The organism is Pseudaquabacterium inlustre, from assembly GCF_038066595.1.
GTDB lineage: Bacteria > Pseudomonadota > Gammaproteobacteria > Burkholderiales > Burkholderiaceae_C > Pseudaquabacterium > Pseudaquabacterium inlustre.
Genome location: NZ_JBBUTH010000008.1, coordinates 282,851 through 298,651, shown reverse-complemented (window position 1 = coordinate 298,651; position 15,801 = coordinate 282,851). Strand labels below are relative to the sequence as shown.

Genomic DNA, 15,801 nt, shown 5'->3' with positions numbered 1-15,801 from the left:
GCCACGCAGGCGCGGCGACAATCTGCCGCCATGTCCCTCGGCGAATTCGACCTGATCGCGAAGTACTTCACCCGGCCGCAGGCGCCCAGCGGCGCCACCGTGCTGGGCGTGGGCGACGACTGCGCGCTGCTGCAGCCCACGGCGGGCCGGCAATGGGCCGTGTCCAGCGACATGCTGGTGGAGGGTCGGCACTTCCTGTCCACCGTGGCGCCCGAGCGCCTGGGCCACAAGGCGCTGGCGGTGAACCTCAGCGACCTGGCCGCCTGCGGCGCCGACCCGGTGGCCTGCACACTGGCGCTGGCGCTGCCGCGCGTGGACGAGGCCTTCCTGGCCGGGCTGTCGCAAGGCTTCTTCGCGCTGGCCGATGCGCACGGCATCGCGCTGGTGGGCGGCGACACCACGGCCGGGCCGCTGAACCTGTGCATCACCGTGTTCGGCGAGTTGCCGGCCGGCCAGGCGCTGCGGCGCGACGGCGCGCGCGTGGGCGATGCGCTGTGGGTCAGCCACCCGGTGGGCGGCGGCATCGGCGATGCGCGGCTGGCGCTGGAGGTGTTCCGCGGCACGCTGGCGCTGCCGGGCGAGGCCTTCGAGCGCGTGCGCCGGGCCATGGAGCTGCCGCAGCCGCGCGTGGCCCTGGGCCGCGCGCTGCGCGGCCTGGCCACGGCGGCCATCGATGTCAGCGACGGCCTGGCGGGCGATCTGGGCCACATCCTGCGCCGCTCGGGCGTGGCCGCGGTGATCGACGTGGACGCGCTGCCCGTCAGCCCCGACCTGGCCAGCCAGCCGCTGGCCGTGCAGCGCGCGTACGCGCTGGCCGGCGGCGACGACTACGAGCTGCTGTTCACCGCCCCGGCCGATGCCGATGGCGCGGTGCGCGCCGCCGCCGAGGCCGCCAATTCAACAAACCCCGGCGGACCGGCGGTGGCCGTGCGGCGCATCGGGCGCATCGAGGCCGCGGACCCCTCGGCCCCGGCGCTGCGCCTGCTGGACGGCGCGGGCCGACCGCTGGCCCTGGCGCTGCGCGGCTTCGACCACTTCGCCACGCCATGAACGGGCCGATGATCGTGGGCGCCGCGCCGCGCCGCGCCACCGCCGGTTTCATGCTGGGGCACCCGGCGCGCTGGATTGCACTTGGCTTCGGCAGCGGCCTGTCGCCCAAGGCGCCGGGCACCGTGGGCACGCTGTGGGCCTGGGCCAGCTTCCTGGTGCTGCGCCACTGGATCACCGAGCCGATGTGGGCCGCGGTGCTGCTGGCCGGGCTGGCCATCGGCTGGTGGGCCTGCACACGCTGCGCCCAGCACCTGGCCATCAGCGACCCCGGTGCCATCGTGTGGGACGAGATCCTGGCCTTCTGGCTGGTGCTGTGGCTGCTGATGCCGGCCACGTTCTGGGCCCAGGCCGTGGCCTTTGGCCTGTTCCGCTTCTTCGACGCCGCCAAGCCCGGCCCGGTGGGCTGGGCCGATGCGCGCTACAAGCAGCGCCCCGGCACCGCCATCGGCTGGCGCGAGGGCTTCGGCATCCTGTTCGACGACCTGGTGGCCGCCGGCTGCACGCTGCTGGTCATCGCCCTGTGGAAAGCCATCCTGGGATGAGCCCTGACATCGACACCCTGGTGGCCACGCTGGCGGATGCGCTGCGCGGCCGCGGCCTGACGATGGCCAGTGCCGAGAGCTGCACCGGCGGCCTGATCGCCGGCGCCTGCACCGACCGGGCCGGCAGCAGCGACTGGTTCGAGCGCGGCGTGGTCAGCTACAGCAACCGCGCCAAGACCGAGCTGCTGGGCGTGCCGGCCGAGCTGATCAACGCGCACGGCGCCGTCAGCGAGCCGGTGGCGCTGGCCATGGCCGGCGGCCTGCTGGCGCGTGCGCCGGTGGCACTGGCGGTGGCCGTCACCGGCGTGGCCGGCCCGGGCGGCGGCACGGCCACCAAGCCGGTGGGCCTGGTGTGGCTGGCCTGGGCCTGGCGCGATGCGGCCGGCGCCCCCCAGGTGCAGGCCGTGTCGCAGCACTTCAGCGGCGACCGCGCGGCCGTGCGCGCCGCCACCGTGGCCTGTGCGCTGCAAGGCCTGATCGAGCGCGCGCCGCTGGCGTCGCCACCCACCCCGCAAGCGGCCTGAGCGCCACCCGACACCGCATGAACATTCTTCTGGCCGGCAGCTTCGACGACGCGGCTGAACTCGATGCCTGGGTCCATGCCCTGAACGCCGCGCTGGCCCAGGCCCTGCCCGGCGGCCACCGTCTGCTCACCGCGCGCGGCGAGGTGCCTGACGACCACATCACCGCCGCCATCGTCGCCAACCCGCCGCCCGGCAGCCTGCAGGGTTTGCCGAAGCTGTGTCTGATCCAGAGCCTGTGGGCTGGCGTCGACCGCCTGCTGGCCGATGCCACGCTGCCGGCCGGCGTGCCCATTGCGCGCATGGTCGACCCGATGATGAACGAGGCCATGGCCGAGACTGCGCTGTGGGCCGTGCTGGCGCTGCACCGCGGCTTCTTCACCTATGCCCGCCACCAGGCCGCCGGCCGCTGGCAACCGCATGCTCAGCGCCGTGCCGACGAGGTGCCGGTGCTGGTGCTGGGCGCCGGCCAGATGGGCGGCACGGTGGCGCGCCGGCTGGCGGCCAACGGCTACCCGGTGACGGTGTGGCGGCGTCAGGGCGCGTCGGCGACCTCGCAGGCACTCGACGGCCTGACCGTGCGGCAGGGCACCGAGGCCCTGCACCACGCGCTGGCCGGCACCCAGGTGCTGGTGAACCTGCTGCCGCTGACGCCCGAGACCCGCGGCCTGATCGACGCCGCCTTGCTGGCCCGCCTGCCGCGCGGCGCCGGCCTGGTGAACCTGGCGCGCGGCGCGCATGTGGTCGATGCCGACCTGCTGGCCGCACTCGATGCCGGCCACATCGGCCACGCCGTGCTGGACGTGTTCACCACCGAGCCGCTGCCGGCCGATCACCGCTACTGGCAGCACCCGCAGGTGACGGTGCTGCCGCACGCCGCGGCGCAGACCGATGCGCGCACGGCGGCCGCCATCGCCGCCGCCAACCTGGCCGCGCTGGACCAGGGGCGGCCGATTGCCAACGAGGTGGTGCGCGCTGCCGGGTACTGAGCCCGATGCCCGCTGATCCGGTGTCCGGTTGGGTGAGCCGGGCCAAGCGCGCGGGGCGAGCGCGTGCCGGCCTGGCGGCCGGGGTCGGCGTGGTGCTGCTGATGCTGGCCGTTGGCGCGGGCTGGCGGCTGGCCGGCCCCGGGCAGCCTGCGCCTGGGGCTTCTGATCCGGCACCGCGCACCTTGGCATCCCCTTCGACTACGCATGCGGCAGCGGCCTCGCAACCCGCCAGCGCAGTGCGGGTCGGGCTCGGGGCCACCGCGGACAGCACGGCATCGGCCCCGCTCTCCCCCGAGGTCTGGCGGCTGTCGCCGCAGGTGCCCGGGCCCCGGCGGCAGGTACCGCTGGCGCTGTGCGGCGCGGGCGCCGTGTTGGTGGACCTGCCCGCATCGCCTGCCCAGCCGGGTGACGGTTCGCATGCCGCAGGGTCGGAGGGCGCGCCAGAGGCACCCGATGCCGCTGACCTGGCCGTGACGATGCGGCTGGACGCGGCCTGGCCCCGGCTGACCCAGCACCTGCGCGCTGCACCGGGGCCGCGTGCCCAGGCCGCCGGCTGGTTGCTGATGCTGGACCGGCCGACGCTGGCGCAGGACGCGACCGGTGTGTCCGATCCGGGCGCCGTTGCCTTGCGCGAAGCGGCGCTGCAGGGCCTGGTACAGCTGGCGCGCCGTGCCGGCGATGCCTGGGTGCTGCAACAGGCGCTGCGCCGCTGCACCGGCCAGGCCGTGCCGGCTGCCTGCGCCGGCTTGTCGGCCCGGCACTGGCTGCAAGTGGATCGCAGCAATGCGCTGGCCTGGCTGGCGCTCTGGGGGCAGGAGCCGGCCGCCACCGACGAGGTGCTGCATGGCTTGTCCCAGTCGCGCAGCGCCGACAGCGGTTTCGGCGAACTGCCGTGGCTCATGGCCCGGCACTGGCCCGACGACCTGCCGACCTACCTGCTGCCAGCGGCTGGGGCGCGCGCCATCGGCATCGAGATGGCCTGGCCGATGACCAGCTGGGCGCCGCTGATGGCCACGTGCTCCGCCGCCGTGGCCCAGGCAGATGCCAACCGCCGCGCCGTGTGCGACGCCACGGCCGCCTTGCTGGCATCGGCCGGGCGCGACCTGCTGACGCGCCAGATGGGCTTGAGCCTGGGCACACGCCTGGGATGGGAGCCGCAGCGTCGACAGACGCTGGCCGCTGCGCTGGAGGCTGCGCGCGAGGGGGCCGCCGCCGACGGGCCCGCAGCGACCGCCGAGCCTTACGGCTGCACCGCGGTGGCACAGTGGCGCAGCCGGCTGCGCGGCGTGGCCGAGCAGGGCGAAGTCGAGAAAGGCCTCGCGCGGCGACGGGCGCGGCACTGAGCGCTCAGGCCTTCAAAAACTCCGCCCGTGAATCCAGCCAGCGTGCCACATGCGCCTGCGCCGCGGTGGGGTGCTGGCGCAGCAGCCGGGGCGCCTGTTCGCGCGCCAGCGCCAGCAGCGGCGCGTCCTCGTTCAGGTCGGCAAAGCGCAGCAGCGCGTCGCCGCTCTGGCGCGCGCCCATGAACTCGCCGGGGCCACGGATCTCCAGGTCGCGGCGGGCGATCTCGAAGCCGTCGGTGGTCTCGGCCATGGCGCGCAGGCGGTCCTTGCCGGTGGGTGACAGCGGGCCCTGGTACAGCAGCACGCACACGCTGGCCACCGCGCCGCGGCCCACGCGGCCGCGCAGCTGGTGCAGCTGGCTGAGGCCGAAGCGCTCGGCATGTTCGATCACCATCAGGCTGGCGTTGGGCACGTCCACGCCCACCTCGATCACCGTGGTGGCCACCAGCACCGCCATGCGGCCTTCGGAGAACTCCGCCATCACGGCCGCCTTCTCGGCCGCCGGCATGCGCCCGTGCAGCAGGCCCACGGCCTGTCCGGGCAGGGCGTCGGCCAGGCGCTGGTGCGTGGCGGTGGCGTTCTCCAGGTCGAGCTTCTCGCTCTCCTCGATCAGCGGGCACACCCAGTAGACCTGGCGCCCCTTGGCCACCTCGGCGGCGATGTTGGCCACCACCATCTCGCGCTTGTCGTCGGCGAACACTTTCGTCAGCACCGGCGTGCGGCCGGGCGGCAGTTCGTCGATGGTGCTCACGTCCAGATCGGCGTAGTAGGTCATCGCCAGCGTGCGCGGGATCGGCGTGGCGCTCATCATCAGCAGGTGCGGCTCCAGCACCGCGCTGCCGGGCGCGCTGGCGTCGCCGCTGCTGGCATGCAGCTTCTCGCGCAGCGCCAGGCGCTGGGCCACGCCGAAGCGGTGCTGCTCGTCGACGATGGCCAGGCCCAGGCGGGCGAAGTGCACGTCGTCCTGGATCACGGCGTGCGTGCCCACCACCAGGCCGGCCTCGCCGCTGGCCACGCGGGCCAGCATCTCCTTGCGGCCTTTGCCCTTGCGGCTGCCGGTGAGCCAGGCGATGCCGATGCCCAGCGGCTCCAGCCACTGCACCAGCTTGCGGAAGTGCTGCTCGGCCAGGATCTCGGTGGGCGCCATCAGCGCGCATTGCCAGCCGCAGTCGATGGCCACGGCGGCGGCCAGCGCTGCCACCACGGTCTTGCCCGAGCCCACGTCGCCCTGCAGCAGGCGGTTCATCGGCGTGGCGTGGGTGGCGTCGGCGGCGTCGGCGGCGTCGGCGGCGTCATGCTCGCGCGGGCGCGCCAGGTCCTGGGCGATCTCTTCCACCACGCGGCGCTGCGCGCCGGTCAGCTGGAAGGGCAGCACCGCCAGCAGCCGGTCGACCAGGCCGCCCTGCTGGGCCACCAGGCGCGGCGCGGCTTGGGCGCCGCGCTGCGCGCGGGCCATCAGCTGGCTGAGCTGCTGGGCCAGCAGCTCCTCGAACTTCAGCCGCTGCCAGGCCGGGTGGCTGCGGTCTTCCAGCGCCGCCAGCGCCAGCCCCGGCGCCGGGTGGTGCAGGCGCATCAATGCCTCGCGCAGCGGCGGCAGGCCAGTGGGCACGGTGCCGGGCGGCAGCAGTTCGTCCAGCGGCGCGCGGTGCAGTGCCGAGGCCACGGCCTTGCGCAGGTAGGCCTGCGGCAGCTGGGCGCTGGTGGGGTAGACGGGCGTCAGCGCCTGGGCCAGCGGCGCGCCGGGTTCCACGCCCTTGAAGTGCGGGTGCACCATCTCGCGGCCGAAGAAGCCGTGCCGCACCTCGCCGCGCACGCGCACGCGCTGGCCGGCGGCCAGGGTCTTCTGGTGATTGGGGTAGAAGTTCAGGAAGCGCAGCGTGAGCTCGCCGCTGTCGTCGGCCAGCCGGGCCACCAGCTGGCGGCGCGGGCGCAGCTCGATGCGGCAGTCGCGCATCACGCCTTCCACCTGCACCGCATCGCCATCGCGCGCGGCGGCGATCGGTGTGATGCGCGTCTCGTCCTCGTAGCGCAGCGGCAGGTGCAGGGCCAGGTCGATGTCGCGGCGCAGGCCCAGCTTTTCCATCGCCTTCTGCGGCGCGGATTTTTCGCGCGGGGCAGCGGGGGCGTTGGCAGCGGGCGACGGCATGGGGGCATTCTGCCGTCGGGTGCGCTGGGCGCCGTCGCGTTGCTTGAAAGCACGCCCGGGCCGGCCCCCGGGCGTTGCTAGACTGCCGCGCCGTTCACCCGCAGCGGCCGCCAAAGAACACGAGCCCGAATGATCGACGACATCAAGAAGACCCTCTGGGCCACCGCGGACAAGCTGCGCGCCAACATGGACGCGGCCGAGTACAAGCACCTGGTGCTGGGCCTGATCTTCCTGAAGTACATCTCCGACACCTTCCAGGCCCGCCGCACCGAACTGGCGGCGCGCTTCGCCGACCCGGTCGACGAATACCACCTCGACAGCGCCGCGCCGGCCGACATCGAAGCCGAGCTGGAAGACCGCGACTACTACCGCGAGGCCAACGTCTTCTGGGTACCCGAGGCAGCGCGCTGGGAGGCGATCCGCGCCGCGGCCAAGCAGACGGACATTGGCAAACGCATCGACGACGCTTTAAGTCTCATCGAGGCCGAGGACCCCAAGCTCAAGGGCATCCTCGACAAGCGCTTCGCCCGTGCCCAGTTGCCCGACGGCAAGCTGGGCGAGCTGGTGGATCTGATCTCCACCATCGGCTTCGGCCAGAGCGCATCAGAAGCGCGCGACGTGCTGGGCCAGGTGTACGAATACTTCCTGGGCATGTTTGCCAGCGCCGAGGGCAAGCGCGGCGGCCAGTTCTACACGCCGCGCAGCATCGTCAAGACGCTGGTGGCCGTCCTGGCGCCGCACCACGGCAAGGTGTACGACCCGTGCTGCGGCTCAGGCGGCATGTTCGTGCAGAGCGAGGAGTTCATCGTCAGCCACGGCGGCAAGCTGGGCGACGTGGCCATCTTCGGGCAGGAGGCCAACCCCACCACCTGGCGGCTGGCCGCGATGAACCTGGCCATCCGCGGCATCGACTTCAACCTCGGCCGCGAGCCGGCCGACACCTTCACCAAGAACCAGTTCCCCGACCTGCGCGCCGATTTCATCCTGGCCAACCCGCCGTTCAACATCAGCGACTGGTGGCACGCCAGCCTGAGTGGCGATGCGCGCTGGGAGTACGGCGACCCGCCGCAAGGCAACGCCAACTACGCCTGGCTGCAGCACATGCTGTGGCACCTGAAGCCCGGTGGCCGTGCCGGCATCGTGCTGGCCAACGGCAGCATGAGCAGCAGCCAGAACAACGAAGGCCAGATCCGCGCGGCGATGGTGGACGCTGATGTGGTGGAGGTGATGATCGCGCTGCCGGGGCAACTGTTCTTCAACACGCAGATCCCGGCCTGCCTGTGGTTCCTGGCCAGGACCAAGCCGCAGCGCCGGGGCGAGGTGCTGTTCGTCGACGCGCGCAAGCTGGCCACAATGATCAGCCGGGTGCAGTGCGAGCTGAAGGACGAGGTGATCGAGCGCATCGCGGGCACGGTGGCAGCGTGGCGCGGTGATGCGGGCGCGGGTGAGTACGCTGACACGCCGGGCTACTGCCGCAGCGTGAAGCTCGCCGAGATTGCCGAACACGGGCATGTGCTGACGCCGGGGCGCTACGTGGGCGCTGAAGCGGTAGAGGACGATGGCGAGGGCTTCGAGGCCAAGATGCAGGCGTTGACCGAGAAGCTCGGGGAGCAGATGGCGAAGGGGGCGGAACTGGATGACGTGATTCGGCGGAAGCTCGGGGGGCTCGGGTATGAGTTCTGAGTGGCCCGTGGTCTCGATCGACGAGATCAAGGCCCCGGGAGCGGGAAGCATTTCGATCGGTCCATTTGGCTCGCGGATGAAGAGCGACTGCTACGTTGACGCAGGCGTTCGCGTTGTCCGAGGCACCAACTTGACTGGCGGTCGATCATTCTCGGGTGAGTTCGTTTTCATCACGCCGGAGAAAGCTGCAGAACTCAACTCGGCAAACCTGTCGCCGAATGACCTTGTCTTCCCTCATCGTGGCGCAATAGGCGAAGTCGGAATCGTCCCGGACGATGGCGAGAGGTACGTTCTGTCCTCAAGCCTTATGAAGCTGACTTGCGATGTTGACCGCGCAAGACCGGACTTCATCTACTACTTCTTCAAGTCAACGGTTGGGCGCTTCGAGCTTCTCAAGAACTCTTCGCAGGTAGGCACGCCGGGTATCGGTCAGCCGCTTACATCACTTCGGCAAATCAAACTGGCGGTGCCGCCAATCGGCGAGCAACGAAAGATTGCGGCGGTTCTGCGAGCCCTCGACGACCGCATCGCCCTCCTGCGCGAAACCAACACCACCCTCGAAGCCATCGCGCAGGCGCTGTTCAAGTCGTGGTTCGTCGACTTCGATCCCGTTCGCGCCAAGAGCCAAGGCCTCGCCCCGGCCGGCATGGACGAAGCCACGGCAGCCTTGTTCCCGGAGGGGTTCGAGGAGTCGGCGCTGGGACCGGTTCCCTGGGGATGGTCGGTCGGCAAGCTGGAGGACCTGCTCGTCCTGCAGCGTGGGTTCGACCTGCCTGCTCAAGACCGTCGTTCGGGCGCATTTCCGATCATCGCTGCCAGTGGGCTATCAGGCACGCACGACGAGGCGATGGCAAAGGGTCCTGGCGTCGTCACTGGGCGCTCGGGTGTCCTCGGGCGAGTGTTCCTCGAACTGGGCGACTACTGGCCGCTCAATACGACGCTGTGGGTGAAGGAGTTCCGGCGAGCGTCGCCCTGCTTCGCGTACGAGACGCTGCGCCGCTTGGACTTCAAGGCCTTCAATGCCGGTTCCGCCGTCCCGACCCTGAATCGGAACCACATCCACGGTTTGCCCTACGTCTTGCCACCTGAGCACTGCGTTGCGGCCTACGAGGCGGTGGCGCTCCCATTGCACCAGCGACGTAGGGCGTTGGAACTGCAAGCGCAGTCGCTCGCTGAGGTGCGCGACACTCTCCTGCCCCGCCTGATCTCCGGTCAGCTACGCTTGCCCCAAGCCGAAGAGGCCATCGCCGAGGCCACCCATGCAGATTGAATCCATCGAGATCAAGAACTACCGCCTGTTCCGCGATACGAAACTGCAGAACATCCCGCGGCTGTGCGTGCTCGTGGGCGCCAACGGCACGGGCAAGAGCACGCTGTTCGACGTGTTCTCCTTCTTGAAGGACGCGCTGGCCATGAACGTCGGCAAGGCGGTGTCCAAGCGCGGCGGCTACAAGGAACTGGCCAGCCGAGGATTCGCGGATCAGCCGATCGAGTTGACGCTGCAGTTCCGCCTGGAGATCACCGGCTACGAGCGCCTGGTGACCTACATCCTGAGGATCGCGCCCGACGCCACCGGGCGCGCCGTGGTGGCGCGCGAGGTGCTGCGCTACAAGCGCGGCGCCAACGGCAAGCCCTTCCACTTCCTCGATTTCGCGAACGGCCGCGGCTACGCGATCACCAACGAAGAGGACTTCTCAAAGATCGACGAGGCCCTGCTGCGCGAAGAGCAGGAACTGGACGCGCCCGACATCCTGGCCATCAAGGGCCTCGGCCAGTTCGAGCGATTCAAGGCGGCCAGTGCGTTCCGCTTGATGATCGAGAACTGGCACATCTCGGACTTCCACGTCTCCGACGCCCGACCGAGCCAGGAAGATGGCTTCGCGGAGCACCTGTCAACGCGCGGCGACAACCTGCCGCTGGTGGCCAACTACCTTTTCGAGCATCACCGGCCTGCGTTCGACCGCATCTTGGAAGCGATGCGGCAGCGTGTGCCTGGCGTGTCGGTGGTCGAGCCGCGGCAGACCGAGGATGGGCGGCTGGTGCTGCGCTTCCAGGACGGCAGCTTCAAGGACCCCTTCATCGCGCGGCATGTCTCGGACGGCACGATCAAGATGTTTGCCTACCTGGTGCTGTTGAACGACCCCAAGCCGTATCCGCTCCTGGCCGTGGAAGAGCCTGAGAACCAGCTCTATCCAGAGTTGCTGCCGCAGTTGGCCGAAGAGTTTCGCGATTACTCGCGACGTGGTGGCCAGGTGTTCATCTCCAGCCACTCGCCGGACTTCCTGAATGCGCTGACGCTCGAAGAGATCTTCTGCCTGCGCAAGGACGGGGGTTTCACCACGGTGCGTTGCGCCGCTGCCTCCGAGAACCTGCGCGCGTTGTTCGAAGCGGGTGACCTGCCGGGCTATCTGTGGAAGCAGGGTCTGTTCGAGGGCGTCAACTGATGCAGGGGCGGCTCGTCTTCCTGCTGGAAGAGCCGTCGATGAAGCACTTGCTCGACGGCTTGTTGCCGAGGCTGATGCCCGGCTGGGTGGCGGGACAGCACTTTCTGTGTGTGCCGCACGAGGGCAAGAGCGATCTGGACCGAAGCGTGCCCCGCAAGTTGGCCGCTTGGCGCATCCCCGGCGACCGATTCGTCGTGCTGCGGGACAACGACTCCGCCGCTTGTCAGGATGTGAAGGCGAGGCTGACCAAGCTTTGCGTGGACAGCGGACGCGCCGACACGTTGATTCGGCTCGTGTGCCAGGAACTGGAAGGCTGGTACCTGGGCGATCTCGACGCGCTGGCGCAGGCCTACGACGATCCGCGCGTCTGCGCTCCTGCGGTACGCAAGCGCTTCGCCGATCCCGATGCATGGGCCAAGCCTTCGGTGGAGGTGCAGCGCATGCTGCCAACCTTCCAGAAGGGGCAGGCATCGCAACGGATGGGGCAGACGTTGAGAGACGCCGGGGACAACCGGTCCCGAAGCTTTCAGGTCTTCTTGGCCGGCGTTCGCAGGGTGGCGGCGGAGATGGGGTGGCAATCGGCCTGATCGCACAGGCCGGGCCTCTACAAGCCTGCTATCGCCGGCTTCCTATAAATTAAAGAACGCTTTACTATGAAGACCGGCTGCTCAAGCCAGCTTTCATACGATGCGCACCACCGGCACCACCATCACCACCACCACGCTGGGCGAGGCGGTGCAGGCGTTCGTGCCCCATGCGCTGCCGCCGGCCGACCCGCCGCTGGCGGCTGACAGCTACACGGCCACCAACCACCGCGCCGAGATGGCCTTGGCCCGGCTGGGTGGCGTGGCTGGCCTGGTGCCATCGGTCGACTGGCTGCTCTACAGCGCCATCCGCAAGGAGGCGCTGCTCACCTCGCAGATCGAGGGCACCCAGGCCACGCTGACCGACCTGTTCGACGACGAGGCCGGCCAGATGCTGGCCAACACGGCCGATGTCGAAGAGGTGACCAACTATCTGCGGGCGTTCCGCCTCGTGCGCGACAACCTGCGCAGCGAGGACGGCCTGCCGATCTCGGTGCGCTTGCTGTGCAACGCCCACCGCCTGCTGCTCGATGGCGCACGCGGCGCCGGCAAGCAGCCGGGCGAGTTGCGGTGCTCACAGAACTGGATCGGCGGCGCGCGGCCCGGGCGGGCCGCGTTCGTGCCGCCGCCGCCAGACCAGGTGCCAGGGCTGCTGGCCGACCTGGAGCGCTTCATCCATGACCCTGCGCCAGAGCTGCCGCCCCTCGTGCGCGTGGCCCTGGTGCACGTGCAGTTCGAGACCATCCACCCCTTCCTCGACGGCAACGGGCGCATCGGCCGCTTGCTGATCGCGGCGCTGCTGGAGCAGTGGGGCCTGCTGCCCGAGCCGCTGGTCTATCTGAGCGGATACCTCAAGCAGCACCAGGCCGAGTACTACCGGCGCCTGTCGGCGGTTCGCACCGAAGGCGACTGGGAAGGCTGGGTCGGCTTCTTCCTCGATGGCGTTGAAGCCGCCGCCACCGACGCCGAGCGCGGCATCGTCGCGATGGCGAGCCTGATCAATGCCGACCGTAAGCGCCTGCTGGCTGCTCCCCGCGTGGGTGCGGTTGCTCTGCGCCTCTTCGAACTGCTGCCGTTGATGCCGCGCTTCACCATCGAACAGGCGCGGCAGAAGCTGGACACCACCTTCCCCACGGCCACTGCGGCGGTGAAGCTGCTGCAGGACCTGGGGATGTTGAGCGAGCTGACCGGACAGAAGAAGAATCGCCTGTTCAGCTACGCTGCCTATGTCGAATTGCTGGCAGGGAGCCCATGACGGAGGACCGGCTCGAACAGGAGTGCCTGGCATGGCTGGCCGATGTGGGCTGGCAGCACCGCTATGGGCCCGACATCGCGCCCGATGGCGATGCCCCCGAGCGCGACAACCACCGCCAGGTGCTGCTGCTGGGGCGCTTGCGCGCTGCGGTGGCCCGGCTGAACCCAACCGTGCCAGCCACGGCACGTGAGGACGCCATCCGCCAGGTGCTGGACCTGGGCACCCCGGTGCTGCTGGCCGCCAATCGCCATTTCCACCGGCTGCTGGTGGGCGGTGTGCCGGTGCAATACCAGCAGGACGGCGAAACGCGCGGCGACTTTGTGCGTTTGGTCGACTGGGCCGAAGACCCCACACAACCAGCGCGCAATGACTGGCTCGCCGTCAACCAGTTCTCCATCACCGGGCCGCACCACACGCGCCGGCCCGACATCGTGCTGTTCGTCAACGGCCTGCCGCTGGTGTTGATCGAACTGAAGAACCCGGCCGACCTGAACGCCGATGTGTGGAAGGCCTTCCACCAGATCCAGACCTACAAGGCGCAGACCCCGGACATCTTCCAGACCAACGAGGTGCTGGTGGTGTCTGATGGCAGCCAGGCGCTGCTCGGCTCGCTCTCGGCCGACAGCGAGCGCTTCATGGCCTGGCGCACGATCGACGGCAACACGCTCGACCCGCTGGGCAAGTTCCATGAGCTGCAGACGCTGGTGCGAGGCGCGCTGGCGCCGGCCTACCTGCTCGACTACCTGCGCTACTTCGTGCTCTTCGAGGATGAGCTGGGCAATGGCGGCCAACTCGTCAAGAAGATCGCCGGCTATCACCAGTTCCACGCGGTGCGCGCGGCCATTGCGCAGGTGGTGACCGCCTCGCACCCGAACAGTGATGCACGGCTTCGCGGCAAGGGTGGTGTGGTCTGGCACACCCAGGGCAGCGGCAAGAGCATCACGATGACCTGCTTTGCGGCGCGCGTGATGCAGGAGCCGGCGATGGAGAACCCTACCATCGTCGTGATCACCGATCGCAACGATCTGGACGGCCAGCTCTTCGGCGTGTTCAGCCTGGCGCAGGATCTGTTGCGTGAGCAGCCGGTGCAGGCGAATACGCGGCAGGAACTGCGCGCGTTGCTCGGCAACCGCCCGAGCGGCGGCATCGTGTTCGCCACCGTCCAAAAGTTCATGCCGGGCGAGGACGAGGACACGTTCCCGCTGCTCTCTGCCCGCCATAACATCGTCGTGATGGCCGACGAGGCGCACCGCACGCAGTACGGCTTCGAGGCCAAGCTGAAGACGCCGAAGTCGCCGCCCAAGGCATCGAGCGCGCTGACCACGGGCGATGGCCAGCCGGCCGCGCACCGGGCCGAGTTCGCGCCGACCGCGAAGTACCAGGTGGGCTATGCGCAGCATCTGCGCGACGCGCTGCCCAACGCCACCTTCGTGGCCTTCACGGGCACGCCGGTGTCAGGTGAAGACCGCGACACGCGGGCGGTGTTCGGCGACTACATCAGCGTCTACGACATGCAGCAGGCCAAGGAAGATGGCGCCACCGTGGCCATCTACTACGAGAGCCGGCTCGCCAAGCTGGGCCTCAAGGCCGATGAGATGGCCACCATCGACGACGAAGTCGATGAGCTGGCCGAAGACGAGGAAGAGAGTCAGCAGGCGAAGCTGAAGAGTCGCTGGGCGGCGCTGGAGAAGGTGGTGGGCGCCGCGCCGCGCATCGCCCAGGTGGCGGCCGACCTGGTGGCGCACTTCGAGGAGCGCAACCAGGCGCAGACCGGCAAGGCCATGGTGGTGGCTATGAGCCGCGAGATCTGCGTGCACCTCTACGACGAGATCATCAAGCTGCGGCCCGACTGGCACAGCGCCGACCCCGAACAAGGCGCGATCAAGATCGTGATGACGGGCTCGGCCAGCGACAAGGCGCTGCTGCGGCCCCACATCTACAGCGCTCAGGTCAAGAAGCGGCTGGAGAAGCGCTTCAAGAACCCGGCCGACCCGCTGCGCATGGTGATCGTTCGCGACATGTGGCTCACCGGCTTCGACGCGCCCTGCGTGCACACGCTCTACGTCGACAAGCCGATGAAGGGCCACAACCTCATGCAGGCCATTGCGCGCGTGAACCGCGTGTTCAAGGACAAGCAGGGTGGGCTGGTGGTGGACTACATTGGCATCGCCAACGAGCTGAAGTCGGCGCTGAAGGAGTACACCGCCGCTCAAGGCCGCGGCCGGCCGACGGTGGACGCGCACAAGGCCTACAGCGTGCTGGCCGAGAAGCTGGACGCGCTGCGCGGCATGCTCGCCGGCACGAACGGGTATGGCTTCGACTACAGCGACTTCCTGACAGGCGGACACAAGACACTGGCTGGCGCGGCGAACTACGTCTTGGGCCTGAAAGACGGCAAGAAGCGCTTCGCCGACCTGGCGCTGGCGATGAGCAAGGCCTTCACGCTGTGCTGCACGCTCGACGAGGCCAAGGCCGTGCGCGAGGAGGTGGCCTTCTTCCAGGCTGTGAAGGTGATCCTGACGAAGCGCGAGATCACGGCGCAGAAGAAGACGGACGAGGAGCGCGAACTGGCGATCCGGCAGATCATCAGCTCGGCCGTGGTCTCCGAAGAGGTGGTCGACATCTTCGACGCCGTGGGCCTGGACAAGCCCAACATCGGCATCCTCGACGACGCCTTCCTGGCCGAGGTGCGCAGCCTGCCCGAGCGCAATCTGGCCGTCGAACTGCTGGAGCGCCTGCTCGAAGGCGAGATCAAGTCACGCTTCGCCAGCAACGTGGTGCAGAGCAAGAAGTTCTCCGACATGCTGGCCCACGTGGTGCTGCGCTACCAGAACCGATCCATTGAAGCCGCGCAGGTGATGGAAGAGCTGGTGGAGATGGCCAAGAAATTCCGCGAGGCAGCGTCGCGCGGCGAGCAACTGGGCCTGAACGAGGACGAGGTACGCTTCTACGACGCGCTGGCCAACAACGAATCGGCAGTGCGTGAGCTGACCGATGAGACGCTGAAGAAGATCGCTCACGAACTGGCCGAGAGCCTGCGCAAGAACCTGACCGTCGACTGGTCGGCCCGCGAAAGTGTGCAGGCCAAGCTGCGGCTGATGGTCAAACGTATCCTGCGCAAGTACAAGTACCCGCCGGATCAGCAGGAGGCGGCGGTGGAACTGGTGTTGCAGCAGGCGAAGGCCTTGGGGGAGGCCTGGGCATAGTGTCAGGCAAGGGGATGGACTCGGAGCCGGGCAAACCA

The 15,801-nt window shown here is 69.3% G+C and carries 12 protein-coding genes; 11 read left to right on the top strand and 1 reads right to left on the bottom strand.

Translation table 11 applies throughout. From position 1 onward, the window contains the following. Positions 1–30 precede the first annotated feature (30 nt). From thiL to AACH10_RS15850, 5 genes are all read left to right on the top strand, one after another. On the top strand, positions 31–1,050 hold the full coding sequence (gene thiL / locus AACH10_RS15870; protein WP_341411429.1) for a thiamine-phosphate kinase: 1,020 nt from the start codon (positions 31–33) through the stop codon (positions 1,048–1,050). Continuing rightward, entirely contained in the window at positions 1,047–1,592 is a 546-nt protein-coding gene (locus AACH10_RS15865) for a phosphatidylglycerophosphatase A family protein (RefSeq protein ID WP_341411428.1), read from the top strand. The genes thiL and AACH10_RS15865 overlap by 4 nt, the downstream gene beginning before the upstream one ends. Next, the gene (locus tag AACH10_RS15860; RefSeq protein WP_341411427.1) at positions 1,589–2,116 is read left to right on the top strand and encodes a CinA family protein; all 528 of its coding nucleotides are present in this window, start codon (positions 1,589–1,591) and stop codon (positions 2,114–2,116) included. Before AACH10_RS15865 ends, AACH10_RS15860 begins: the two co-directional genes overlap by 4 nt. A 17-nt stretch (positions 2,117–2,133) precedes the next feature. Further along, on the top strand, positions 2,134–3,102 hold the full coding sequence (locus AACH10_RS15855; protein WP_341411426.1) for a 2-hydroxyacid dehydrogenase: 969 nt from the start codon (positions 2,134–2,136) through the stop codon (positions 3,100–3,102). 470 nt (positions 3,103–3,572) lie between these two features. Further along, positions 3,573–4,445, top strand: coding sequence for a hypothetical protein (locus tag AACH10_RS15850; protein WP_341411425.1), 873 nt, complete (start codon positions 3,573–3,575; stop codon positions 4,443–4,445). Between the two features lie 4 nt (positions 4,446–4,449). Here the strand turns inward: AACH10_RS15850 and recG are convergent, their stop codons facing one another. Then, on the bottom strand, positions 4,450–6,591 hold the full coding sequence (gene recG / locus AACH10_RS15845; RefSeq protein WP_341411424.1) for an ATP-dependent DNA helicase RecG: 2,142 nt from the start codon (positions 6,589–6,591) through the stop codon (positions 4,450–4,452). Positions 6,592–6,720: 129 nt separating this feature from the next. On the opposite strand from recG, the gene AACH10_RS15840 reads away from it, so the two are divergent. The 6 genes from AACH10_RS15840 to AACH10_RS15815 all read left to right on the top strand — a co-directional run bounded on the left by AACH10_RS15840 (position 6,721) and on the right by AACH10_RS15815 (position 15,763). Continuing rightward, the gene (locus AACH10_RS15840) at positions 6,721–8,274 is read left to right on the top strand and encodes a class I SAM-dependent DNA methyltransferase (RefSeq protein ID WP_341411423.1); all 1,554 of its coding nucleotides are present in this window, start codon (positions 6,721–6,723) and stop codon (positions 8,272–8,274) included. Between the two features lie 76 nt (positions 8,275–8,350). Then, the gene (locus tag AACH10_RS15835) at positions 8,351–9,544 is read left to right on the top strand and encodes a restriction endonuclease subunit S (RefSeq protein WP_423228620.1); all 1,194 of its coding nucleotides are present in this window, start codon (positions 8,351–8,353) and stop codon (positions 9,542–9,544) included. Further along, the gene (locus AACH10_RS15830; RefSeq protein WP_341411421.1) at positions 9,534–10,718 is read left to right on the top strand and encodes an AAA family ATPase; all 1,185 of its coding nucleotides are present in this window, start codon (positions 9,534–9,536) and stop codon (positions 10,716–10,718) included. Before AACH10_RS15835 ends, AACH10_RS15830 begins: the two co-directional genes overlap by 11 nt. A 38-nt stretch (positions 10,719–10,756) precedes the next feature. Beyond that, positions 10,757–11,305 (top strand): DUF4276 family protein, encoded by a 549-nt coding sequence (locus tag AACH10_RS15825; RefSeq protein ID WP_341411420.1) that lies wholly within the window; start codon positions 10,757–10,759, stop codon positions 11,303–11,305. Between the two features lie 100 nt (positions 11,306–11,405). Beyond that, positions 11,406–12,557: a Fic family protein gene (locus tag AACH10_RS15820; RefSeq protein ID WP_341411419.1), complete on the top strand. Its 1,152-nt coding sequence runs from the start codon at positions 11,406–11,408 to the stop codon at positions 12,555–12,557. Continuing rightward, positions 12,554–15,763, top strand: coding sequence for a type I restriction endonuclease subunit R (locus AACH10_RS15815; RefSeq protein ID WP_341411418.1), 3,210 nt, complete (start codon positions 12,554–12,556; stop codon positions 15,761–15,763). Before AACH10_RS15820 ends, AACH10_RS15815 begins: the two co-directional genes overlap by 4 nt. Positions 15,764–15,801: the final 38 nt, after the last annotated feature.

Bases quoted from the DNA above. Each gene is read 5' to 3' on its own strand.
- thiL (WP_341411429.1), top strand. From the start codon at position 31: ATGTCCCTCGGCGAATTCGACCTGATCGCGAAGTACTTCACCCGGCCG.
- AACH10_RS15865 (WP_341411428.1), top strand. From the start codon at position 1,047: ATGAACGGGCCGATGATCGTGGGCGCCGCGCCGCGCCGCGCCACCGCC.
- AACH10_RS15860 (WP_341411427.1), top strand. From the start codon at position 1,589: ATGAGCCCTGACATCGACACCCTGGTGGCCACGCTGGCGGATGCGCTG.
- AACH10_RS15855 (WP_341411426.1), top strand. From the start codon at position 2,134: ATGAACATTCTTCTGGCCGGCAGCTTCGACGACGCGGCTGAACTCGAT.
- recG (WP_341411424.1), bottom strand. From the start codon at position 6,591: ATGCCGTCGCCCGCTGCCAACGCCCCCGCTGCCCCGCGCGAAAAATCC.
- AACH10_RS15840 (WP_341411423.1), top strand. From the start codon at position 6,721: ATGATCGACGACATCAAGAAGACCCTCTGGGCCACCGCGGACAAGCTG.
- AACH10_RS15835 (WP_423228620.1), top strand. From the start codon at position 8,351: ATGAAGAGCGACTGCTACGTTGACGCAGGCGTTCGCGTTGTCCGAGGC.
- AACH10_RS15830 (WP_341411421.1), top strand. From the start codon at position 9,534: ATGCAGATTGAATCCATCGAGATCAAGAACTACCGCCTGTTCCGCGAT.
- AACH10_RS15825 (WP_341411420.1), top strand. From the start codon at position 10,757: ATGAAGCACTTGCTCGACGGCTTGTTGCCGAGGCTGATGCCCGGCTGG.
- AACH10_RS15820 (WP_341411419.1), top strand. From the start codon at position 11,406: ATGCGCACCACCGGCACCACCATCACCACCACCACGCTGGGCGAGGCG.
- AACH10_RS15815 (WP_341411418.1), top strand. From the start codon at position 12,554: ATGACGGAGGACCGGCTCGAACAGGAGTGCCTGGCATGGCTGGCCGAT.